Here is a 22,182-nt window from a genome sequence, read left to right as displayed (position 1 = left end):
TTCCGTCTCTCCTCGCGGCACCGGCCGGCGACTACGCGAGGGCTATTCGACCGATAGTGATCATCTCTTTCGTACGACGACGAAGTCGGCGAGCGCGGTGAACTGCTCCCGTACCCGCTCGGGCATGTGCACGGCGTTCAGGGCCTCGATGGCGACGGTGTGCTGGCGGCGGGCCTCCGCCGCGGTCCACTCCCGGCCGCCCGCCTCCTCGATGAGGCGGGCGCGGGCCGCGAACTCCTCCCCGGAGAAGTGCGCGAGATCGGTGCTCTTCGCGTCGGCCGCGAGGAGTTCGGCGAGCTGCTCGGAGGGGCCGCCGCCGGCCGCGAGGGCGGCCACGACCGGCAGCGACTTCTTGCGCTGGCGCAGGTCGGACCAGGTCTGCTTGCCGGTGGACTCGGGGTCGCCCCAGATGCCGAGGAGGTCGTCGACGGCCTGGAAGGCGAGGCCGAGGTGGTGGCCGTAGCGCTCCAGGGCGTCGGCCGCCTGTTCGTCGGCGCCGCCGAGGACCGCGCCGATGGAGGAGGCGCAGGCGAGCAGGGCGCCGGTCTTGTTGCCCTCCATCTCCAGGCACTCCTCGACGCTGACGCGGTCGCGGTGCTCGTAGGAGATGTCCTGGGCCTGGCCGTCCATGAGGGCGCGGGTCGCGGTGGTGAGGCGGCGGGCGGCGCGGCCGGACTCGACGGTGCCGAGCTCCAGCAGCACCTCGTAGGCGAGCGCGAGCAGGGCGTCGCCGACGAGGATGGCCTGGGAGGGGCCGTGGACCTTCCACACGGTGTCGCGGTGACGGCGCTGCTCGTCGCCGTCCATCAGGTCGTCGTGCAGCAGCGAGAAGTTGTGGACCAGTTCGACGGCGACCGCGCCGGGCACGCCCGTCTCCGGCGCGGCTCCGGTGACCTCGGCGGACAGCACGGCGAGCGCGGGGCGTACGGCTTTGCCGCCGTCGCCCTCGGTGGGGTTGCCCTGGGCGTCGATCCAGCCGAAGTGGTAGGCGGCGACCATGTCCATCGGGGGTGCCAGGCGGGCCGTGGCCGCCCTCAGTACCGGGCTGGCCAGGGTCCGGCCGCGCTCCAGGAGCGCGGACACGTCCACCGCGGTCCGTCGGGCGGCCGGCGGGGCCGGGGGCACAGTGGGCACAGTTTCTCCTCTGGTCACGGTTTCCGCGGTGCCGTAGGTGCGGGCGCCTGCCGGGCTGTGCTGCTGGAGCATCAGGCGGCCTCCTCGAAGGCGAAGAGACGGGCGGGGCGGGGCCGGCCCAGGGCGGCGAGCGCGGCGTCCGCCGCCCCGACACCGCTGCGGACCGCGCCCTCCATGGTCGCGGGCCACCCGGTGGCGGTCCACGAACCGGCCAGGTAGAGGCCGGGGGCTTCGGTGCGGGCGCCGGGCCTGAGGCGGCCGGTGCCGGGGGCGGGCGCGAACGTGGCCGTCTTCTCCCGGGTGACGAAGAAGTCCAGCACCTCGGCGCCCCGGGTCCGCGGCAGCAGCCGCTGAAGCTCCGGCAGGTACCGCTCGCGCAGGGCGGAGACGGGTTCGTCGATCTCGTCGCGCGCGGCCGACTGGGACAGCGCGAGGTACTGGCCGCGCTCCAGCCCCGAGGCGCCGGTCCGGTCGAAGACCCACTGCACGGGGGTGCCGAGGGCGGCGAGGAAGGGGACGTTCATGACCTTGCGGTCGTAGACGACGTGCACGTTGAGGATCGGCGCCGTCTCGATGTCCAGCAGCCGCTCGGGGGCGTCGAGGGCGCCGGCCGGCAGCAGGTCGTGGGCCTCGTGCTGGGCGACGGCGAGGACGACCGCGTCGGCGCGCAGTTCGCGGCCGGGGGTGCGGACGCTCCAAGTGCCGTCCTCGGCGCGGGAGATGGCGCTGACGCGGGTGCGGACCTCGACGTCGACGCCGGCGGTGTCGAGCGCCTTGCGGGCGAGGGTGTCGTGGAGTTCGCCGAGCGGGACGTGGGCCCAGCCGATGTCGGCGGCGCCGGGTTCGGAGAGCAGTCCGGTCTTGAAGACCATCGCGGCGAGCGCCAGCGAGGACTCTCCGGCGACGGCGTTGAGGGTGGCCACCCCGACCAGGTCCCACAGCGCCTCGATGGCCCGCGCGGACTGCCCGTGCGCGGCCAGCCAGCTCCCGAAGTCCTGTGCGTCCAGCGCCGGATCGCTGAGGTCGAGCCCCTTGAGCGCGAGCGCCGCGCGCCCGACCCTGGCCCGGTCGGCGAGCGAGAGGTGCGGGTAGGTCGCGAGGCTGCGCCCGAGGTGCAGCGGCACCGGCAGCGCGTCGCGCCGCAGCCGCCCGAGCCGGCGCCCCTCGGGCTTGTCCACGTCGACGACGGGTACGTCGAGCCGGGCCTGGATCGGCGCGAGCGCGCTGGCGCCGATGCGGTCGAGGAACCACCGGTAGGCGGTGCAGCAGCGCAGGTAGACGTGCTGTCCGTTGTCGACGGTGAGGTCCCCGCGCTGGAAGGAGAACGCGAGCCCGCCGAGCCGGGGGCGCCCTTCGAGGAGCGTGACCCGTACTCCGGCGTCCGCGAGCGCGAGCGCGGCGGTGATCCCGGCGAGCCCGCCGCCCACGACGACGGCACTACGCTGCGTGTTCATGTCACCCCGTACTCCAGCTTCAACCCGTACCCCGGCTTCACCCCGTACCCCGGCCCCGACCTGTACCCCGCCCTCCGCCTGCGCCCCTCCCGTCCCGCTCCGGTCCCCGGTCATCGTGCGTCCTCCCCAGCGGCCCCGTCGGCCGCTGCACTCTGGGACGCGGCCATGACCCGGAGGGTTGCCAGCCGTTTGAGACCCTCCATCAGGCGTTCCTCCTGACGGTCTGGCGTGCGATGTGCCGGGTGTCGAGGCCGGACAGGCCCCGCGCGGCGACGTACGCCTTCTCGCGGCCGGGGAGGGAGACCCGGCCGCGCAGGACGGCGTGGGGGTCGCGTTCGATGCGGTCGAGGAGGCGGCGGTAGATGCCGGCCATGGCGGCCACGCAGGCGCCGCTGCGCCGGTCGAGCAGCGGCAGCAGCCGGTAGCCCTCGGCGAACAGCGCGCGGGCGCGGCGTACCTCGAAGTGGACGAGGCCGGGGAAGTCCGCGCCCTCGGGGGGTGTGGGGTGTGCGAAGCCGGCGGAGCAGCCGAACTTGGCGAGGTCGTCGGCGGGGAGGTAGGTACGGCCGCCGGCGGCGTCCTCGCGGACGTCGCGCAGGATGTTGGTGAGCTGGAGCGCGAGCCCCAGCGTGTCGGCGTACTCGGGGGCGCGTTCGGCGCCGCGCGCGCCGGGGCGGGTGCCGAAGACGCCGAGCGAGAGCCGCCCGATGGCGCCGGCCACGCAGCGGCAGTACAGCTTGAGGTCGTCCCAGGTCTCGTACGTCGCGCCGCGCACGTCCATCTGGACGCCGTCGATGAGCTCGTCGAGGCCGCCGAGCGGGACGGGGAAGGCGCGGGCGGCGTGGGCGAGGGCGACGGCGACGGGGTCGGTGTCGTCCTCCTCGACCTCGCCCTCGCGGACCCGGGTGAGCAGCGCTCTGGTGTCCTCCAGGCGGGCGGCCTTCACCTCGGGTTCGAGCGCGCCGTCGCCGATGTCGTCCACCCGGCGCGAGAAGGCGTACAGGGCGGACATGGCGCGGCGTTTGGCCGTGGGCAGCAGGCGGATGCCGTAGGCGAAGTTGCGCGCCTGGGTCCCGGTCACGGCCTCGCAGTAGCTGTAGGCGGCGAGCACCGGCCCGGACAGGTGCGGTGAGGGCTCCACGCTCCGGTTCACCCTTCTCCTCGCAGGGTCACGCCCACCTGGCGCAGCAGCCGGAGCTTGCCGGGCCTCGGCGGGCCGGGAAGTACGTCGTAGCGGGCGGCGGTGATCGCGTCGAGCGCCGCCCGTCCTCCCGCCACGAACCCGGCGAGCAGCAGTCTGAGCCTGCCCGAGACGCTACCCACGAGGGGGTCGCCTTCATTCAGGAGTTCGCGGGCGCGCTGCGCCTCGTACGCGACCAGCGCGCGTACGGACGCGCCGGCGCTGGGGGCGGCGAGGTCGCTCTCGCCGACGTGGAAGCGCTTCATGTCCTCGGCGGGGAGGTAGATGCGGTCGCGGCCGAGGTCCTCGGCGACGTCCTGGAGGTGTTCGACGATCTGTAGGGCGGTGCAGACGGCGTCGGAGCGGCGGATGCGCTCGGGGGTGGCGGTGCCGGTGACGGCGAGGACGAGGCGGCCGACGGGGTTGGCGGACAGCTCGCAGTAGGCGAGGAGGTCGGCGTAGCTGTCGTACCGCTTGACGTGCTGGTCCTGGCGGTTGGCGGCGATCAGGCCGAGGAAGGGCTCGGGGGTGAGGTCGCGGCGGCGGACCGTGGGCTGGAGGCGGCGCAGGAGGGGGTGGCGGGGGACGGCGGTGAAGACGCGGTTCAGGTCGGCCTCGTAGGCGTCGAGCAGAGCCATGCGGTCGTCGGCCTGTCCGGGCGGGACGCCCAGGAGGGCCGCGTCGGCGCCGCCCGCCGCGAGGTCGCCGTCGCCGATGTCGTCGACGAGGCGCGCGAAGCCGTAGACGGCCATGAGGTCGGTGCGCCAGGCGCGGGGGAGGAAGAAGGGGGCCACGGGGAAGTTCTCGGCGGCGGCCTTGTCGAGGGTGCCGCGCTCGGTGTCACCGGCGGTCAGGGTCATCGCGGGCCGCCCGCGACGGCACACGCTGCGTCGGACCGGGGAGTCGCCTTCGCCATTGCCGTCACATCTCCCGTTCTACACTGCCGACCCAATACACACTATTTCGGACACGCCACCCGGACACCCGCGCGGCGGTGTCCTCAATCGGTACGGTCCGCGCACGTTATGGCCCCACTTGGCGCGTTTCGCGACCGGTCCAGCTTACGTTGTACAGCGCACGGCGGTTCGTCGGGGTCTCCCGCACATCACAAGAACACACCGATTGGCGTCAAGATTCCTGCGGCGGGCCCGAGTTGACGCTTCCTTTGCAGAGCCGGCCCCGAGGCAGCGGACCGGCTCCACCGCACGCGGCGCCTACTTGCCGGTGAACTTCTCGTACTCCTTGAGGACCTCGTCGGTCCCCCCGTCCATCCGCAGCTCCCCGCGCTCCAGCCAGAGCACGCGGTCGCAGGTGTCGCGGATCGACTTGTTGCTGTGGCTGACCAGGAAGACCGTGCCCGCCTGCTTGCGCAGTTCGCGGATGCGCTCCTCGGAGCGGACCTGGAACTTGCGGTCGCCGGTCGCGAGCGCCTCGTCGATCATCAGGACGTCGTGGTCCTTGGCGGCGGCGATGGAGAACCGCAGCCGCGCCGCCATGCCGGAGGAGTACGTCCGCATCGGCAGCGAGATGAAGTCGCCCTTCTCGTTGATCCCGGAGAAGTCGACGATGTCCTGGTAGCGGGCCTTGATCTGCTCGCGGGACATGCCCATGGCGAGCCCGCCGAGGACGACGTTGCGCTCCCCGGTGAGGTCGTTCATCAGGGCCGCGTTGACGCCGAGCAGCGAGGGCTGGCCGTCGGTGTAGACCTTGCCGCTCTCCGGCGGCAGCAGCCCGGCGATCGCCCGCAGCAGCGTCGACTTGCCCGAGCCGTTGGTGCCGATCAGGCCGATGGCCTCGCCCCGGTAGGCGGTGAACGACACCCCGCGCACCGCGTGCACCTTGCGGACGCCGCGCTCCTCGCCGCTCTTCTTCTTCCGTCTGACGATCCGGCTCAGGGCCGCCGTCGCACTGCCCTTGCCGCCCTTGGCGCCGTTGACCCGGTAGACGATGTGCACGTCCTCGGCGATCACCGTGGGAACCTTCTGCGTCTGCTCAGCCACGGCCGTACCGCTCCTCCGCCTGCCAGAAGTAGATGAAGCCGCCGGCCATGAACAGCACGGCCCAGCCCGCCGCGACCGCCCACACGTGGTCGGGGAGGTTGGAGGAGCCGTAGCCGTCGATGAGCGCGAACCGCATGAGGTCCATGTAGACGGCCGTCGGGTTCCACTGGAGGACCGTGGAGACCCAGCCGGGGCGCTCGGCGAGGTAGACGGGGATGGAGAACATGACGCCGGACGCGTACATCCACGTCCGCAGCACGAACGGCATCAGCTGCGCGAGGTCCGGGGTCTTGGCGCCGGCCCGCGCGAAGACCAGCGCCAGGCCGGTGTTGAAGAGGAACTGCAAAGCGAGCGCGGGCACGATCAGCGCCCAGGACGCCGACGGGTAGCTGCCGAAGGCGATCACGACGAGGAACAGCACCAGCATCGACCACAGCAGCTGCTGGAGCTGCTGGAGCGCGAAGGAGATCGGCAGGGAGGCGCGCGGGAAGTGCAGCGCCCGCACCAGGCCGAGGTTGCCGGAGATCGCCCGCACCCCCGACATCACCGAGGACTGCGTGAACGTGAAGACGAAGATCCCGGTCACGAGGAACGGGATGTAGACGTCCTTGGACATGCCGCGCCCGGCGTTCAGGATCAGGCCGAAGATCAGGAAGTACACGACCGCGTTCAGCAGCGGCGTCGCCACCTGCCACAGCTGGCCCAGCTTGGCCTGGCTGTACTGGGCGGCCAGCTTCGCCGAGGAGAAGGCCAGGATGAAGTGGCGCCGGCCCCACAGCTGGCCGACGTAGGCCCGCAGCGACGGGCGGGCGCCGCTGACGGCGAGCCCGTACTTGGCGGCGAGTTCGGCCGGGGTGAGCCCGTCGTCAGGGGATGAGGGCACGCTCGTCATGACGCCGCCTTCAGGGGTTCTCTCACTCACAAGGGAAACTTTCGTCTCGGTTTGCGCGGCCGGTCGCGGGCCTGACAGCCGGGGCAGGGACCCTCGACGACCTCGGGGACGAGTCCCGTGGCAGGTGATGTCCGCCCGTGAAGGAGCGACGTCCGGTGCGTGCTCTCGGCGTGCCGGCCGGAGACCCGTGTACTGGACGTACTCGGGTTTTCGGCCGGTGCGGCGAGAGTGCGTGCCGGACGCCGCGACGGGGCGGACATCATCTGCCACGGGACGAGCTTGTCAGACAATCGGGGGCCGGCCCAGCCGGGTCAGCCGCCACACCGTGCGCCACCGCATGGGCCGGCGCGGGCCGCACGGGGTGCTCCAGCCTTCCCTGAAACCCCCGAACCACGCCTTGAGCGCCGGTATGGAGGGCCGCCGGGCGAGGGTGAGCAGCAGCCACACCCCCAGGTAGAGGGGGACCAGAGGGGCGGGCAGGTTGCGGCGGGCCAGCCAGACCCGGTTGCGGGCGACCATCCGGTGGTAGACCGCGTGCCGCGAGGGCGCCGTCGTCGGGTGGTACAGCACCATGTCGGCCCGGTAGTCGATCAGCCACCCCGCGTCCAGCGCCCGCCACGCCAGATCGGTCTCCTCGTGCGCGTAGAAGAACGCCTCCGGCAGCGCCCCCGCCTCCGCGAAGACCTGGGTGCGTACGGCGTTGGCGCCGCCGAGGAACGTCGTGACCCGGGAGGAGCGCATCGGGTCGGAGGCCCGCAGCCTGGGCACGTGCCGGCGCTGGGTGACACCGGTCTCCGGGTCGGCGATGCGGAAGCTGACGATGCCGAGCCTCGCGTCGTCGGCGAACGCCTCCCGGCACAGCTGCGCGGTGTCGGTCTGGGCGAGGAGCCCGTCGTCGTCCAGGAACAGCAATATGTCGACGTCGCGGCCACTGGGCCCGAACGCCTCGATGCCGACGTTGCGGCCACCGGGGATGCCCAGGTTCTCCGGCAGCTCCACCGTCCGTACGCCGTGCGGGACTTCGGGCACCGGCGAGCCGTTGCCGACGACCACCACCTCGACCGGGTCGCCGTCCTGCTTGGCGACCGAGTCGATGAGGGCGCGCAGCTCTTCCGGCCGGTTGCCCATGGTGATGATGACCGCGCCGACCTTCAAAGCGGCCGGGGCGCCGCTCACTTCGGCCCCGCCGCTCACTTCAGCCTGCTGGAGACGAGCACCGACACCAGGTGCAGCAGCGTCTGGAGGAGCGCGATGCCGGCGAGGACGGCCGTGCCGAGGCGGGTGTAGAAGAGGTCGCCGTGGAAGTGGTCGGCGATCGCGAGGGCCAGGATCAGCAGGGACGCCTCGATGCCGAGGATGAGGCGGTGGAACTTGAGCGCGGCGGCGGCCTTGCGGGCCAGCGCCATCTTCGACGAACGCGGCTCGGCCGCCGACTCCTTGACCGGCGGCATCCCGTTCTGGTGCCGGGCCACGCCGACCAGGTCGGTCTCCGCCTTGATCAGGATCGCGCCGAGCGCGGCGAGCGTCCCGAGGAACGCCCACAGCCAGTCGATCCGCCCGCTCCCCCACACATCGGCGGCCCGCAGCCCGAGCCCCACGAGGACGGCGGCGTCGGTGAGGTAAGCCCCGACGCGGTCGAGGTAGACGCCCGCCAGGGAGTACTGCTTGCGCCAGCGGGCGATCTCCCCGTCCACGCAGTCCAGCAGCAGGTACAGCTGCACGGCGACGACACCCAGGACGGCGCCCCAGATCCCCGGCACCAGCAGCGCCGGGGCGGCCAGGACACCGCAGACGGTCATCAGGTACGTGAGCTGATTCGGCGTCACCCGGGTGTTCACCAGGTAGCGGTCGACCCGCAGGGACACCTCACGCATGTAGAGGCGGCCCATCCAGTGCTCACCGCTGCGTCGGTCCTTCACCCCGGCGGGGTGGACGACCGGGCGGAGTTCAGCTACCGATGGCCTTGACATAGTCGGCGTAGACGTCCTTGATCTGGTCGGTCTTGAGGTCGAGGTGTTCGAGGATCGTGTAGCGGCCGGGCCGGGTCTCGGGGGCGAACTCCACCGCGCGGACGAACTCGTCCACGCTGAAGCCGAACTCCGTCGGCAGCACGGGCAGCCCGTGCCGGCGCAGCACCTCCGCGGTGTACGCGGACTCCTCGTGCGCGCCGCGCAGGTACATGCAGAACGCGGCGCCCATCCCGCACTGCTCGCCGTGGCTCGCGGCGCGCTTGGGGAAGAGCAGGTCGAAGGCGTGGTTGATCTCGTGGCAGGAGCCGGAGGCGGGCCGGGAGTCCCCGGAGATCGACATCGCGATCCCGGTGAGGACCAGCGCCTCGGCGAGCACCTGGAGGAAGTCGTTGTCGCCGATGCCGCCCGGGTGGCGCAGCACCGCCTCGCCGGCCTGCCGGGCCATGGCGGCGGCGAGCCCGTCCACCTTCTCGCCGTTGACCCGGTTGGACAGCTCCCAGTCCGCGACCGAGTTGATGTTGGAGACGGCGTCCCCGATCCCGGAGCGCACGAAGCGGGCCGGGGCGTCGCGGATGACGTCCAGGTCGATGACGACGGCGATCGGGTTCGGCACCCCGTAGGAGCCGCGCCCCGCGTCGTTGTCGAGGGTCGCGACCGGCGAACACAGGCCGTCGTGCGCGAGGTTGGTGGGCACGGCGACCAGGGGCAGGCCGACGCGGGCGGCGGCGAACTTGGCGCAGTCGATGATCTTCCCGCCGCCGAGTCCGACGACGGCGTCGTAGTGGCCGGCCTTTATGTCGCCGGCCAGCCGGATCGCGTCGTCCAGGGTGCCGCCGCCGACCTCGTACCAGGTCGCGCCGGGCAGCGCCGGGGCGAGCCGTTCGCGCAGCCGGGCGCCGGAGCCGGCGCTGACGGCGACGGCGAGCCGGCCCGAGTGCGAGATCCGCTGGTCGGCGAGGACGCCCGCGAGGTCGTCGAGGGCGCCCGCGCGGATGTCGACGACGACCGGGGAGGGGATCAGCCGCGTCAGTACTGGCATGCGATCTCCCGACCGCGCGCCAGGTCGTCGTGGTTGTCGATCTCGACCCACTTGACGTCACCGATGGGCGCCACGTCGATCTGGAAGCCGCGGTTGACCAGTTCCTGGTAGCCGTGCTCGTAGAACTGCTGCGGGTCGGTCTCCCACACCGTCTTCAGCGCGTCGCCCAGCTCCTCGGCGGCCTCGCCCTCGATGAGGGTGACGCCGATGTACTCGCCGGTCGCCTCCGCCGGGTCCATCAGCTTGGTGATCTTGCGGACGCCCTGGTCGGGGTCGGCGACGACCTTCATCTCCTCGTCGGCGAGGGACTTCACGGTGTCGAGCGCGAGGATGATCCGCTTGCCGTCGCCGCGCGCGGCGAGCAGCGTCTTCTCGACGGAGACGGGGTGGACGGTGTCGCCGTTGGCGAGGATCACGCCGCCCTTGAGGGCGTCACGGCCACACCACAGGGAGTAGGCGTTGTTCCACTCCTCGGCCTTGTCGTTGTCGATGAGGGTGAGCTTCAGGCCGTACTTGGCCTCCAGCTCCGCCTGCCGCTCGTACACGGCCTCCTTGCGGTACCCGACGATGACCGCGACCTCGGTGAGGCCGATCTCGGCGAAGTTGCCGAGGGTGAGGTCGAGAACGGTCGTGTCGCCGTCCACCGGCACCAGCGCCTTGGGGAGGGTGTCGGTGTAGGGGCGAAGGCGCCGTCCGGCGCCGGCCGCCAGCACGAGGCCGATCATGCGGGTTCTCCTTCATCGTGTACGGCCGGGGCCCCGGCCTTGTGTGCGGTGACCCAGAAGCGGATGCTCTCGGCGAGCACCAGCAGGGCGACGGCCACGGCGAGTGCCGTGAGCGCGACGGTGAACTGCGATGCGGTGAGGACGGCCGCGAGGACGCAGACCAGCAGGGTCCGCCCCTCCTGCCCGCCGACGGCGCGCACCAGCCAGGCCGGCGGCGCTCCGGCGCCACCGCGGATGCGGTACACCGTGTCGTAGTGATGGTAGGCGACGGCGGCCACCAGCCCGAAAGCCGCGGGGAGGGCGCCGTTTACTCCGGCTTTAGCCGCGAGAGCCAGGACGGTGCCGTATTCGGCGGCGCGGAACACCGGTATGCCCAGCCAGTCCAGGGAGCGTTTCAGCGGCAGGGCCGTCATGCCGGCCGAGGCGATGACGTAGCAGCCGGCGAAGAAGACGGGCAGCCAGCTGCCGTACCGGGTGAGGGCGGCGGCGACGAGCAGGGCCAGGGACAGCGCCACCGGCGCCCCGGAGGACTTGGCGTGCCGGGTCAGCGGGGCCAGGGCGGTCGCGAACAGCCCGGTGTCGGCGAGGTCGGCGAGGGCCTGGGCGGAGCGGTCGGAGTTGGGGGTCTCGCGGCGGCGCCAGGAGCGCACGAGGCGCCCGGCGGTGGTGTACGCGGCGGCGAACGCCCCCCACACCAGCAGCGCGCAGAACGTGATCCGGGGAGTCGTCGCGGCCGTCAGCACCGCGATCATCGCCCAGCGCTCGCCGATGGGCAGGATGATCATCCGGCGTATCCAGGTGCCGCGGCTGACCTTGAGGACGGGTCCGGTCGCGGGGGCGGCGACGTCGTCCTCGGCCTCGTGGTAGGCGAAGTCGACCATGTGCCGGACGGTCTGGAGGACCATCGCGGCGAGCGCGAGGGCCCATACGTCGTCCCCGCCGCGCGCGGCCCCGAGGGCGAGGCCCGCGTAGTAGGCGTACTCCTTGGCCCGGTCGAAGGTCGCGTCCAGCCAGGCGCCGAGGGTGGAGTACTTCAGGGCGTAGCGGGCGAGCTGGCCGTCGGTGCAGTCGAGGACGAAGGAGACGAGCAGCAGCAGCCCGGCGCCGACGAACCCGCCCCGCGTCCCGGTCGCCGCGCACCCGGCGGCGGCGAGCGCGGTGAGCAGGGAGGCGGTGGTGACCTGGTTCGGCGTCAGCCCCCGCCGCGCGCACCAGCGGGCGATATAGCGGGAGTAGGGGCTGATGAAGAAGGTGGTGAAGAACCCGTCCCCGGACTTCACGGACGACCTCAGGCGGACGGCCTCGTCGTCGACGGCGTCGACGGCCCGCCGCGCCTCGTCGCGGGCCTGCGGATCGCCGGGGACGGCGGCGACGAGGGTGCCGAGGGCCGGGCGGTGGATCTTGTCGCCGTCCTTCTCGAGGCAGGCGGCGAGCGCATCGAGGTCGGTGGCCGTGCCGGAGTCGGGGTCGGTGGCCGCCTCGGAGGAGTTCTCCCTGGCCAGCGCCCGGGTGAGCGCCATGCGTCCGGCGGGGCGGGCGGTGACGACGCCGGGGAGGGCGGCGAGCGGGAAACGGGGGTCGAGGGTGCCGAGCCGCAGCGCGTGCACGTGTCCGACGAACCGGGCGTCGACGAGGGCCACCGGCTGGTCGCAGGGCGCCTCGGCGACGAGCCGTTCGGCGTCGGCGAGGGTCCGCGCGGGGCGTACGTCGAACCCGAGCCCGCGAAGATCCGCCTCGATCGGCGATCCGGGTACCGGAGAGCCGGTGAGGATGGCGGTCGGCAACCGAACTCACTCCCTGGGAACCGGCTGCGCACCGGCTCGCTACGACGAAGGCGCCCTCACATCCGGCGCCGCGCGGGCGCCTGGGGCGGTGACATGTCGGCAGAGGCTATCGGATACCGGAGCGGCGGAGTTCACCACCCGTTCAGGCTCATTCAAGGCCGTCCACACCGGCTCTGCCGTGATCATCATCGGTGATCGGCACCCGGAGGGCCAAACCGCCCGCCGCCCTGGGGCCGGACCGCTCTGACCTGGGGTTGGTTTCCGCAGGTCAGGTCATCTGGCGGGCCGCTTCTCCACGCGGCCCGCACGTCTGCGGGCAGCGGTGATCCTCCTCACAGGCCGGCGGGCGGCCGACGGGATGCGCCGCACAGGCCGTAGTCGCATAAGAAGATGACCCCCACATCGTCCGGTCACACGTACGACGACCTCACCCGTCCGCGTGCTTGTCGTGCCGGGCGGTTCCGCGGGCGCCGGGGCGGGCAAGATCAGCCCTCGGGCCCCGTGCCGGACGCGTACGGCAGACTGGGGGCGCGAGGACCGACGCTTAAGGATGGGTATGCCGATCACACCTGCCACCCCGACGGACAGTTCAGCCAGCGGCAGCGCGGACGCGATCCTGCTGGAGCTGGTCGACGAGAACGGTGTCACGACCGGCACCGCCGAGAAGCTCGCCGCCCACGAGGCGCCGGGGCTGCTGCACCGCGCGTTCTCGGTGTTCCTCTTCGACGGCCGCGGCCGGCTGCTGCTCCAGCAGCGCGCGCTCGGCAAGTACCACTCCCCCGGCGTCTGGTCCAACACCTGCTGCGGCCACCCCTACCCGGGCGAGTCCCCGTTCGCGGCGGCGGCCCGGCGCACCTACGAGGAGCTGGGCGTCTCGCCGTCGCTGATGGCCGAGGCGGGCACGGTCCGCTACAACCACCCGGACCCGCTGTCGGGCCTGGTCGAGCAGGAGTACAACCACCTCTTCGTCGGCCTGGTGCAGTCGCCGCTGCGGCCGGACCCGGAAGAGGTGGGCGACACGGCGTTCGTGACCCCCGCCGAACTGGCCGAACGGCTGGAGAAGGACCGGTTCTCCACCTGGTTCCCGACCGTCCTGGACGCCGTCCGTCCGGCGATCCGCGAGCTGACGGACGAGAACGCCGGCTGGTGAATCCTTAAGGCACGCCCACCGGTTTGAGCGGCAGCGCGGCCCAGATGACCTTGCCGCCCGCCGCCGTGTGCTCGACGTCGCAGACGCCGCCCGCCTCCCGGGTGATCTCCCGCACCAGCAGCAGCCCCCGGCCGCCGGTCGGGCTGTGCGGGTTCTCCAGGGCGGTCGGGCGGTAGGGGTGGCTGTCCTCGACGGACACCCGCACCCAGTCGGGCCCGACAGCCACCTCCACCGCGAGCGTCGGGGACAGCAGCGCCGCGTGCTTCACGGCGTTGGTCACCAGCTCCGACACGATCAGCAGGAGCCCGTCGACGACGTCGTCGGCGGCCGGCACCCCCTGCCGGTACAGGAGGTCCCGCACCGCGCGCCGGGCCTGCGGGACGGATGCCTCCACGGCGGCGGCGGTGAACCGCCACACCCCTTCGTACGGCAGCGGCCCCGGCGCCCCGTGGTCTTCCATCGTCCGGTCGCCATCCTTGTGCTCGGTTGTCACCACAGGTCGAGTGTTGGTAACGGGGTGCTCCGCCCCGGATGACTGACCATAAGTCAGTGAATATCGACCGGTTCAGATCGATTCACGATCACCGAATTACGAGAGTGACCGCTCCTTCCTCAATAAAGAGGTCTAGGAGAATCATTCCTCTTGTACGAATTTCCATATCGGCGCCGATTACCATCGGCCTCCATGGAGCCCCAACTGTCGTACCGGGTCGCCGACTCGGTCGCCACCGTCGTCATCAGCCACCCGGCCCGGCGCAACGCCATGACCGCCGCGATGTGGCGCTCGCTGCCGCCGCTGCTGGAGCGGCTCGCCGCCGACCGGGCCGTGCGCGCGCTGGTGCTGACCGGCGACGGCGACACCTTCTGCGCGGGCGCCGAGATCCACGGCCTGCGCGACGCGGCCGACGGGATGCGGGGCCTGGCCGTCGCCGCGGAGGACGCGCTGGCCGCCTTCCCCAAGCCGACCCTGGCCGCCGTGCGCGGGCACTGCGTGGGCGGCGGCACGCAGCTGGCGGGGGCCTGTGATCTGCGGTTCGCGCAGGAAGGGGCGCTCTTCGGGGTGACTCCGGCGAAGCTCGGCATCGTGTACGCGGCCTCCTCGACCCGGCGGCTCGCGGCGCTGGTCGGGCCCGCCACCGCCAAGTTCCTGCTGTTCTCCGGCGAGTTGATCGACGCCGGACGGGCGCTGCGCACGGGGCTCGTGGACGAGGTGCTTCCCGCCGGCCAACTGGACAAGCGGGTTACGGAGTTCACGCGCACGCTGGCCTCACGGTCCCTGCTGACGCAGTCCGCGGCCAAGGAGTTCGTGCACGGGCGGGGGGACCGGGAGGGGTACTGGGAGGCGCAGGAGCATGCGGCCGGGGAGACCGCCGAGGGCGTCCACGCGTTTCTGGAGCGGCGGACCGCGCGGTTTTCCTGGGGGGCTTGAGAGTCCTGGGGGGGCTTAAGAGCCTTCGTACGGGCGGGGTTTCGCGGGGCGGTCCGGGGATGTCAGTGGTACCTGCCACAATTGCGACGCAAGCTGACGTGGAGAAGGCGGTACGGGATCGTGAGCGAAGCAGGGACCATCGAAAGCAGGATCGCCGGGGAACTCGGCGTGCGGGAACGGCAGGTCAAGGCCGCCGTGGAACTGCTCGACGGGGGTTCGACCGTGCCCTTCATCGCGCGGTACCGCAAGGAGGCGACGGAGTCGCTGGACGACGCGCAGCTGCGCACGCTGGAGGAGCGGCTGCGGTATCTGCGGGAGCTGGAGGACCGGCGGGGCGCGATCCTCGAGTCCGTGCGCGAGCAGGGCAAGCTGACGCCGGAGCTGGAGGCGCGCATCTTCGGCGCCGAGACCAAGGCGCGCCTTGAGGACGTGTATCTGCCGTTCAAGCCGAAGCGCCGGACGAAGGCGCAGATCGCGCGGGAGGCGGGGCTCGAACCGCTCGCCGAGGGGCTGTTGGGCGACCCTTCGGTCGATCCGACGGCCGCCGCCGCGGCTTTCGTCGACGCGGACAAGGGGGTCGCCGATCCCGCCGCCGCGCTGGAGGGGGCGCGGGCGATCCTCACCGAGCGGTTCTCGGAGGACGCCGACCTGATCGGTGAGCTGCGCGAGCGGATGTGGACGCGCGGGCGGCTGGCGGCGAAGGTGCGGTCCGGGAAGGAGGAGGCGGGGGCCAAGTTCGCCGACTACTTCGACTTCGCCGAGCCGTTCACGGCGCTGCCCTCGCACCGGATCCTGGCGATGCTGCGGGGGGAGAAGGAGGAGGTGCTGGAGCTGGTTCTGGAGCCGGAGGAGGTTTCGGAGGCGGCGGGGGCGGCCGGATCTGGGGCCGGTGCCGGTGCCGGTGCCGTTCGCTCGTCATATGAGCCGATCATCGCCTCCCGGTTCGGGATCGCCGAGCGGGGCCGTCCCGGCGACAAGTGGCTCCAGGACACGGTCCGCTGGGCCTGGCGCACCCGCGTCCTGGTCCACCTGGGCATCGACCTGCGCCTGCGGCTGCGTACGGCGGCGGAGGACGAGGCGGTCGACGTGTTCGCCGCCAACCTGCGCGACCTGCTGCTCGCCGCCCCGGCGGGCACCCGGGCGACGCTCGGTCTCGACCCCGGTTTCCGTACGGGCGTGAAGGTCGCCGTCGTCGACGCGACCGGCAAGGTCGTCGCGACCGACGTCATCCACCCGCACGTCCCGGCCAACCGGTGGGACGAGGCGATCGCCAAGCTGGCCCGGCTCGCGAAGGAGCACGCGGTCGAGCTGGTCGCGATCGGCAACGGCACGGCGTCCCGCGAGACCGACAAGCTCGCCGGTGAACTCATCACCAGGCACCCGGAGTTGAAGCTCACGAAGGTGATGGTCTCCGAGGCCGGCGCCTCCGTGTACTCGGCGTCCGCGTTCGCCTCCCAGGAACTGCCCGACATGGACGTCTCCCTGCGCGGCGCCGTCTCCATCGCGCGCCGGCTCCAGGACCCGCTCGCCGAGCTGGTGAAGATCGACCCGAAGTCGATCGGCGTCGGCCAGTACCAGCACGACCTGTCCGAGGTGAAGCTGTCCCGCTCGCTGGACGCGGTCGTCGAGGACTGTGTGAACGGCGTCGGCGTCGACGTCAACACCGCCTCCGCGCCGCTGCTCTCCCGGGTCTCCGGGGTGACCGCCACGCTCGCCGAGAACATCGTCGCCCACCGCGACGCCAACGGGCCGTTCACGTCCCGGACCGAGCTGAAGAAGGTGGCCCGCCTCGGGCCCAAGGCGTACGAGCAGTGCGCCGGGTTCCTGCGCATCCGCGGCGGCGCTGACCCACTGGACTCCTCCAGCGTCCACCCCGAGGCCTACCCCGTCGTACGGCGCATGGTGAAGACCTCCGGTCAGGAGGTCGCGGCGCTGATCGGGAACACGGGGGCGCTGCGCTCGCTGCGCGCGGGGGACTTCGTCGATGAGACGTTCGGGCTTCCCACCGTCACCGACATCCTGCGCGAGCTGGAGAAGCCCGGGCGTGATCCCCGGCCCGCCTTCAAGACGGCGACGTTCAAGGAGGGGGTCGAGAAGATCGGGGATCTGGTCTCCGGGATGGTGCTGGAGGGGGTCGTCACGAATGTGGCCGCGTTCGGGGCGTTCGTCGATGTCGGGGTGCATCAGGACGGGCTGGTGCATGTGTCGGCGATGTCGCGGAACTTCGTGAAGGATCCCCGGGAGGTGGTGAAGCCGGGGGACATCGTCAAGGTGAAGGTGCTTGAGGTGGATATTCCTCGGAAGCGGATCTCTTTGACGTTGCGGCTCGACGACGAGGCTGCCTCCGGCGGGGGGCGGCAGGGTGAGTCCGGTGAGCGGCGGCAGCGGGGTGGGCGTCCGCCTCAGCAGAAGAGGCAGGCGCCGGCTCCTGTGAACAGTGCGATGGCCGATGCTCTGCGCAAGGCTGGGCTGACTGATCCCAAGAGGGGGAAGCGCTAAGGGTTCGTGGGGGACTGCGGGGCTGTCATCGCTGGTCGCGACCACGCGGCGGAGCCGCAAATCGATACAGCCCCGCGCCCCTGTCGGGGCGCTCCTAGCGTTCCGTCACCTTTCCTCCCCCTACCTCCAACCTCCTGCTCACCTGCACCGCATCCAGCATCCGCCGGTCATGCGTCACCAGCAGCAACGTCCCCTCGTACTCCTCCAGCGCCGACTCCAACTGCTCGATCGCCGGCAGGTCGAGGTGGTTCGTCGGTTCGTCCAGGACCAGGAGGTTGACGCCCCTGCCCTGGAGCAGTGCCAGGCCCGCCCTCGTCCGCTCGCCCGGTGAGAGGGTCGCCGCCGGGCGCAGGACGTGTTCCGACTTGAGGCCGAACTTCGCGAGCAGGGTGCGGATCTCGACCGGCTCGGTCTCGGGGACGGCCGCGCAGAACGCGTCGAGCAAGGTCTCGGGGCCGTAGAACAGCTTGCGCGCCTGGTCGACCTCGCCGATCAGGACGCCCGAACCGAGCGTCGCCGTACCGGAGTCGAGCGGCAGCCGGCCCAGCAGCGCCGCCAGCAGGGTCGATTTCCCGGCCCCGTTGGCGCCGGTCACGGCGACCCGGTCCGCCCAGTCGATCTGCAAGGTGACCGGGCCGAACGCGAAGTCGCCGCGCCGTACCTCGGCGTCGCGCAGGGACGCCACGACCGCGCCGGAACGCGGGGCGGCGGCGATCTCCATGCGCAGTTCCCATTCCTTGCGGGGCTCGTCGACGACGTCCAGGCGCTCGATCATGCGCTGGGTCTGCCGGGCCTTCGCGGCCTGCTTCTCACTGGCCTCGCTGCGGAACTTGCGGCCGATCTTGTCGTTGTCGTTGCCGCCCTTGCGGCGCGCGTTCTTGACGCCCTTGTCCATCCAGGAGCGCTGCATCTGGGCGCGGTCCTGGAGTGCGGACTTCTTGTCGGCGTACTCCTCGTAGTCGTCGCGCGCGTGCCGGCGGGCGGTGGCGCGCTCCTCCAGGTAGGCGTCGTAGCCGCCGCCGTAGAGGTTGATCTGGCCCTGGGCGAGGTCGAGTTCGAGGACCTTGGTGACCGTGCGGGTGAGGAACTCGCGGTCGTGGCTGACGACGACCGTCCCGGCGCGCAGGCCGGTGACGAAGCGTTCGAGGCGCTCCAGGCCGTCGAGGTCGAGGTCGTTGGTGGGCTCGTCGAGGAGGAAGACGTCGTAGCGGGACAGCAGCAGCGAGGCGAGGCCCGCGCGGGCGGCCTGGCCGCCGGAGAGGGACGTCATCGGCTGGTCGAGGCCGACGCCGAGGCCCAGTGCGGCGGCGACCTCCTCGGCGCGTTCGTCCAGGTCGGCGCCGCCGAGGCCGAGCCAGCGCTCCAGGGCGGCCGAGTAGGCGTCGTCCGCGCCGGGGGTGCCGTCGGCGAGGCCCTGCGCGGAGTCGTCCATCTCGCGCTGCGCCTCGGCGACGCCGGTGCGGCGGGCGAGGAACTCGCGGACCGTCTCGCCGGGGCGGCGCTCGGGTTCCTGCGGGAGGTGGCCGACGGTCGCGGCCGGCGGGGAGAGCTTCAGCTCGCCCTCCTCCGGCTTGAGCAGCCCGGCGAGGAGTCTCAGCAGCGTGGACTTGCCCGCGCCGTTGGCCCCGACCAGGCCGATCACGTCCCCGGGGGCGACGACGAGGTCCAGCCCGGAGAAGAGGGAGCGGTCGCCGTGGCCGGCGGCGAGGTTCTTGGCGACGAGGGTGGCGGTCACAGAGGGTAGATCTTAGCGGGGGTTGGGCGTGGGGGGTGCCGCGCGAGGTGGGGGGCCGCGTGAGGTGGGGGGGAGCCGGTGGTGAGGGAGCCGGCCAGGGTGCCGAGTACGACGATCGGCTTGGCTGACCGGCTCCCTCATGGCTCACGGGACCCCGTGGCCTCATGGCTCACGGGACCCCGTACGCCTCTTGGCTCACGGGACCTTGCCTCACGGAATCCGGTGCCCCTGCGGAGCCCCCTGCACGCCGGCCGGCGCGGTCTCCGGGGCCGTCTTCGGCGCCGTGCCCGACGTCGCGCGGGCGAAGGCCGCCGCCCCGCCCACGAACGGGACCTGCGCCGAGGTGCGGGCGAGGTCGAGCGTGAGGGTCGGGGTGTCGGCGGGCGGGTCGATGAGGTCCTTGTCGGTGCCCGCGACGATCAGGGCGAGGCGGTGTCCGGCCGGTACGACGTGGTCGGTGGCCGCCAGGTCGATCGTCAGGGTGTAGGCCTTGCCCGGGGTGAGCGGGACGCCGTGGCCGGGGTCGGCGTACGTGCCGAGGTCGGCCCAGCCGCGGCTGACCACGTTGTACGTGACGTCGGCGGTCTTGGCCTTCGTCTCCTTGAAGCAGGCGCTGTCGCCGGCCGTGCTCTCGCCCCAGCACGTGCGGTCGGCGAGGGTCGTGATGCCCTCGGCCGCGTCGGTGTAGTCCCGGATGGTGTCGGGGCCGAGGTCGACGAGGACGGCGGAGAGGTGCGCGGTCGCGGTGGTGGGGGTGGCCGTGACGGTGACCTTCGAGGAGCCGGCCAGGCGCAGGTCGCGGCTGAGCGGCTTGGTGACGAACCCGGCTTTCTCGGGCGTGCTGGTGTCGATCTTCGCGGCCCAGTCGGCCTCGTTGAGCCGGGGGTTGTCGGTGAAGGTCTCGGTGCCCTTGGCCTTGCGCAGGCCGAGGGCGCCGACGCCGGGCTGGGCGCCGGCCGCGGGGCGCAGGGTGGTGGGCGCGGTGCCGCTCGGGGGCCAGGTCTTCGAGGTCTCCCACTGGTCGGGGTGGCGTTCGACGTCGGCCATCGGCTCGCGGTCGATCCCGTTGGCGTAGCCGAGGAGTTCGTGGTCGAACCAGCGGTGCAGGGTGTCGACCCAGGTGGCGCGGCGGTAGTCGAAGGGGTCGACGTGGCCGGTCTGGGAGAGCCAGATCTTGCGCTTGACGCCGTGCCGCGCGAGCGCGTCCCACCACTGGCCGAGGTGCTTGGTGCGGACGTTGAGGTCCTGCATGCCGTGCACGGCGAAGACGCTGGCCTTCACCTTGCCGGCGTCCTTGACGTAGTCCCGCTCGCTCCACAGCGGCGTCCAGTCACCGCTGCGCGGCGCGCCGTCGACCAGTTCCTTCTGCACGGCGGCGCACTTGGCCTGCGCGTCCGCGCTCTCGACGTAGCCGGCCAGCGCGTCGGGGCCGGAGTCGTAGAGGGGCGCGCCCTGCTGGAAGTAGTAGTCGTACCAGGAGGAGATGGCGCTGATCGGGACGATCGTCTTCAGGCCCTCGACGCCGGTCGCGGCGACGCCGTTGGCGATGGTGCCGTCCCAGCTCTTGCCGATCATCCCGGTCCTGCCGTTGGTCCAGTCGGCCTTGGCCTTCGTCGTGCCGGTGCGGGTCGTGTACGCCGTGGCGCGGCCGTTGAGCCAGTCGACGACCGCCTTCGCGGAGTCGACGTCGGAGCGGCCGCCGACGTCGACGCAGCCGTCGGAGCGGTTGGTGCCGGCGAGGTCGACGCCGACGAAGGCGTAGCCGCGCGGCACGAAGTAGTTGTCGTAGTACAACGGCATCTGTACGACGTTCCCTTGGGCGTCGTACGTCTTCAACTGGCTCTCGTTGCCTCGGCCGCAGCAGGAGTAGTAGGGGCTGGCGTCCATGATGACCGGCACCTTGCGGCCCTGTCGGGCCGGTTCGCTCGGGCGGACGATGTCCACGGCGACGCGGTCGCGTTTGCCGTCCCTGTCGCTGTCCAGCCCGGTGTCCACCCACACGGCCTGGCGGATCGCCTTGGCGTACGAGTAGACCGGCAGACTCTCTTTCGCGGCGGCCTGCGCCGGGGTGGGGGTGAGAAGGGCCGCCACCAGGAGGGTGAGGAGGGCGGCGGCGAGGGGTCTCCAGGTCGTGAAGCGCATGCGTAGGGGCATGCGCGGGACGGTACAGGGGGCGACTCGTGGGTTGAAGAGGGCGTTTGGGGCGGGGGCGGGCCCTACTCCCCGGCCGGGGAAGGGAGTTGATCTGCGCCCCGGCCGACTCTCCTGACGGAGTTGGCCTATGTCCCGGCCTGCTCCCCTGCCTGCGCGAGGAGTTGCTCTCGGCTCACCGCCGCCGCCCGCGTCGCCGGGACCGTACAGGCGTAGGCGCCGGCCACCGCGCCGTAGCGGGCGCAGAGTCTGGGCGGGGCGCCGGCGAGGTGCCCGTACAGGAACGCCGCCGCGAAGGCGTCGCCCGCGCCGTTGGAGTCGACGACCGGGGCGGGCGGGGCGGCGGCGGGTATGCGGGTCAGCTCGCCGTCGCTGAGGAGATGGGCGCCCTCGGCCCCGGCTGTGACGACGACGGTCCGCGCGCGGCCCTCCTCGGCGATCCGCCGCATGGTCGCCTCGGGGTCGGTGAGCCGGGCGGCGGAGAGGAAGACGAGGTCGGCGGCGTGGGCGAAGGGGGCGTGGTAGGGGTCGCCGCCGTCCCAGTCGTGCAGGTCGGTGGAGAGGGTGACGCCGGTCTCGCGCAGGGCGGGGAGGGCGGCGGCGCACGGCTGGGTGAGCGAGACGTGCACGTGCCGGCTGCGCCGGGCGAGCCCCCGCAGGAGGTCGTCCGGGAACCGGTCCTCGAACCGCACCCGGCTGACGTCGTAGAGGGAGAGCCGCCGCCCGCCGGGGTCGATGAGGTTGACGGCCCGCTTGGTCCCGGCGGCCTGCGGCAGAGCGGTGAAGGCGATCCCGTGCTCCTCGTGGAACGCGCGGACCAGCTCTCCCTCGGGGTCGCTCCCGAGGAAGTCGAGATGATGCACGCCGAGCCCGAGGGAGGCGAGCCCCAGCGCCACGAAGTCCCCGGTCTGCCCGGCCCGGGTGTGCACCCCGTCGACCATGTGGCTGTCGGCGTAGGGAAGGGACAGCTCGGGAACCGGGACGACGGTGTCGACCCCGGCCCCGCCGAGCACGAGTACGTCGATGTCTTCGGTCAACTG

At 72.1% G+C, this 22,182-nt stretch carries 18 protein-coding genes; 3 read left to right on the top strand and 15 right to left on the bottom strand.

The window, feature by feature from the left end:
• Window positions 1–60: 60 nt before the first annotated feature.
• From ACYUD3_RS03875 to ACYUD3_RS03825, 11 genes are all read right to left on the bottom strand, one after another.
• Window positions 61–1,125, bottom strand: a complete 1,065-nt coding sequence (locus ACYUD3_RS03875) for a polyprenyl synthetase family protein (RefSeq protein ID WP_470963971.1) — start codon at window positions 1,123–1,125, stop codon at window positions 61–63.
• Window positions 1,126–1,205: 80 nt separating this feature from the next.
• Window positions 1,206–2,588: a hydroxysqualene dehydroxylase HpnE gene (gene hpnE / locus ACYUD3_RS03870; RefSeq protein WP_470963452.1), complete on the bottom strand. Its 1,383-nt coding sequence runs from the start codon at window positions 2,586–2,588 to the stop codon at window positions 1,206–1,208.
• 202 nt (window positions 2,589–2,790) lie between these two features.
• A complete protein-coding gene (gene hpnD, locus ACYUD3_RS03865) occupies window positions 2,791–3,741 on the bottom strand; it encodes a presqualene diphosphate synthase HpnD (protein ID WP_470963449.1) in 951 nt (316 codons plus the stop codon).
• On the bottom strand, window positions 3,738–4,628 hold the full coding sequence (hpnC, locus tag ACYUD3_RS03860) for a squalene synthase HpnC (RefSeq protein ID WP_470963446.1): 891 nt from the start codon (window positions 4,626–4,628) through the stop codon (window positions 3,738–3,740). Before hpnC ends, hpnD begins: the two co-directional genes overlap by 4 nt.
• 354 nt (window positions 4,629–4,982) lie before the next feature.
• On the bottom strand, window positions 4,983–5,768 hold the full coding sequence (locus ACYUD3_RS03855; protein WP_470963443.1) for an ABC transporter ATP-binding protein: 786 nt from the start codon (window positions 5,766–5,768) through the stop codon (window positions 4,983–4,985).
• On the bottom strand, window positions 5,761–6,660 hold the full coding sequence (locus tag ACYUD3_RS03850) for an ABC transporter permease (RefSeq protein WP_470963440.1): 900 nt from the start codon (window positions 6,658–6,660) through the stop codon (window positions 5,761–5,763). Before ACYUD3_RS03850 ends, ACYUD3_RS03855 begins: the two co-directional genes overlap by 8 nt.
• Window positions 6,661–6,942: 282 nt before the next feature.
• Complete coding sequence (locus tag ACYUD3_RS03845) at window positions 6,943–7,815, bottom strand: glycosyltransferase family 2 protein (protein WP_470963968.1); 873 nt, start codon at window positions 7,813–7,815, stop codon at window positions 6,943–6,945.
• Between the two features lie 35 nt (window positions 7,816–7,850).
• A complete protein-coding gene (locus ACYUD3_RS03840; RefSeq protein ID WP_470963437.1) occupies window positions 7,851–8,630 on the bottom strand; it encodes a CDP-alcohol phosphatidyltransferase family protein in 780 nt (259 codons plus the stop codon).
• On the bottom strand, window positions 8,608–9,669 hold the full coding sequence (locus ACYUD3_RS03835) for an iron-containing alcohol dehydrogenase family protein (RefSeq protein WP_470963434.1): 1,062 nt from the start codon (window positions 9,667–9,669) through the stop codon (window positions 8,608–8,610). Before ACYUD3_RS03835 ends, ACYUD3_RS03840 begins: the two co-directional genes overlap by 23 nt.
• A complete protein-coding gene (locus ACYUD3_RS03830; protein WP_470963431.1) occupies window positions 9,657–10,394 on the bottom strand; it encodes a phosphocholine cytidylyltransferase family protein in 738 nt (245 codons plus the stop codon). Before ACYUD3_RS03830 ends, ACYUD3_RS03835 begins: the two co-directional genes overlap by 13 nt.
• On the bottom strand, window positions 10,391–12,178 hold the full coding sequence (locus ACYUD3_RS03825) for a DUF5941 domain-containing protein (protein WP_470963428.1): 1,788 nt from the start codon (window positions 12,176–12,178) through the stop codon (window positions 10,391–10,393). The genes ACYUD3_RS03830 and ACYUD3_RS03825 overlap by 4 nt, the downstream gene beginning before the upstream one ends.
• A gap of 556 nt (window positions 12,179–12,734) precedes the next feature.
• Here ACYUD3_RS03825 and idi point away from each other — a divergent pair.
• Complete coding sequence (gene idi / locus ACYUD3_RS03820; protein WP_470963425.1) at window positions 12,735–13,328, top strand: isopentenyl-diphosphate Delta-isomerase; 594 nt, start codon at window positions 12,735–12,737, stop codon at window positions 13,326–13,328.
• Between the two features lie 4 nt (window positions 13,329–13,332).
• On the opposite strand, the gene ACYUD3_RS03815 is transcribed toward idi, so the two are convergent.
• Window positions 13,333–13,788, bottom strand: coding sequence for an ATP-binding protein (locus tag ACYUD3_RS03815; protein WP_470963422.1), 456 nt, complete (start codon window positions 13,786–13,788; stop codon window positions 13,333–13,335).
• A 225-nt stretch (window positions 13,789–14,013) separates the two neighbouring features.
• On the opposite strand from ACYUD3_RS03815, the gene ACYUD3_RS03810 reads away from it, so the two are divergent.
• Entirely contained in the window at window positions 14,014–14,757 is a 744-nt protein-coding gene (locus tag ACYUD3_RS03810) for an enoyl-CoA hydratase/isomerase family protein (RefSeq protein WP_470963419.1), read from the top strand.
• 120 nt (window positions 14,758–14,877) lie between these two features.
• Complete coding sequence (locus ACYUD3_RS03805) at window positions 14,878–17,256, top strand: Tex family protein (protein ID WP_470963416.1); 2,379 nt, start codon at window positions 14,878–14,880, stop codon at window positions 17,254–17,256.
• A 94-nt stretch (window positions 17,257–17,350) separates the two neighbouring features.
• Here ACYUD3_RS03805 and ACYUD3_RS03800 read toward each other — a convergent pair whose 3' ends face one another.
• The 3 genes from ACYUD3_RS03800 to ACYUD3_RS03790 form a co-directional block, all read right to left on the bottom strand.
• Entirely contained in the window at window positions 17,351–18,991 is a 1,641-nt protein-coding gene (locus ACYUD3_RS03800) for an ABC-F family ATP-binding cassette domain-containing protein (protein ID WP_470963413.1), read from the bottom strand.
• A 210-nt stretch (window positions 18,992–19,201) separates the two neighbouring features.
• Window positions 19,202–21,145 (bottom strand): Xaa-Pro dipeptidyl-peptidase, encoded by a 1,944-nt coding sequence (locus ACYUD3_RS03795; RefSeq protein WP_470963410.1) that lies wholly within the window; start codon window positions 21,143–21,145, stop codon window positions 19,202–19,204.
• 125 nt (window positions 21,146–21,270) lie between these two features.
• Window positions 21,271–22,179, bottom strand: coding sequence for a PfkB family carbohydrate kinase (locus ACYUD3_RS03790; RefSeq protein ID WP_470963407.1), 909 nt, complete (start codon window positions 22,177–22,179; stop codon window positions 21,271–21,273).
• Window positions 22,180–22,182: the final 3 nt, after the last annotated feature.

It is taken from the genome of Streptomyces sp. AMJ-169 (genome assembly GCF_055597585.1).
Note: the sequence above shows the minus strand (reverse complement) of the source record. Positions and strands in the feature narration are given on the sequence as shown.

What these genes read in the sequence shown, in the direction of transcription:
- hpnE (WP_470963452.1), bottom strand. Translation starts at nt 2,588, where the DNA reads ATGAACACGCAGCGTAGTGCCGTCGTCGTGGGCGGCGGGCTCGCCGGG.
- idi (WP_470963425.1), top strand. Translation starts at nt 12,735, where the DNA reads ATGCCGATCACACCTGCCACCCCGACGGACAGTTCAGCCAGCGGCAGC.
- ACYUD3_RS03810 (WP_470963419.1), top strand. Translation starts at nt 14,014, where the DNA reads ATGGAGCCCCAACTGTCGTACCGGGTCGCCGACTCGGTCGCCACCGTC.
- ACYUD3_RS03830 (WP_470963431.1), bottom strand. Translation starts at nt 10,394, where the DNA reads ATGATCGGCCTCGTGCTGGCGGCCGGCGCCGGACGGCGCCTTCGCCCC.
- ACYUD3_RS03850 (WP_470963440.1), bottom strand. Translation starts at nt 6,660, where the DNA reads ATGACGAGCGTGCCCTCATCCCCTGACGACGGGCTCACCCCGGCCGAA.
- ACYUD3_RS03835 (WP_470963434.1), bottom strand. Translation starts at nt 9,669, where the DNA reads ATGCCAGTACTGACGCGGCTGATCCCCTCCCCGGTCGTCGTCGACATC.
- hpnC (WP_470963446.1), bottom strand. Translation starts at nt 4,628, where the DNA reads ATGACCCTGACCGCCGGTGACACCGAGCGCGGCACCCTCGACAAGGCC.
- ACYUD3_RS03795 (WP_470963410.1), bottom strand. Translation starts at nt 21,145, where the DNA reads ATGCCCCTACGCATGCGCTTCACGACCTGGAGACCCCTCGCCGCCGCC.
- ACYUD3_RS03840 (WP_470963437.1), bottom strand. Translation starts at nt 8,630, where the DNA reads ATGTCAAGGCCATCGGTAGCTGAACTCCGCCCGGTCGTCCACCCCGCC.
- ACYUD3_RS03815 (WP_470963422.1), bottom strand. Translation starts at nt 13,788, where the DNA reads ATGGAAGACCACGGGGCGCCGGGGCCGCTGCCGTACGAAGGGGTGTGG.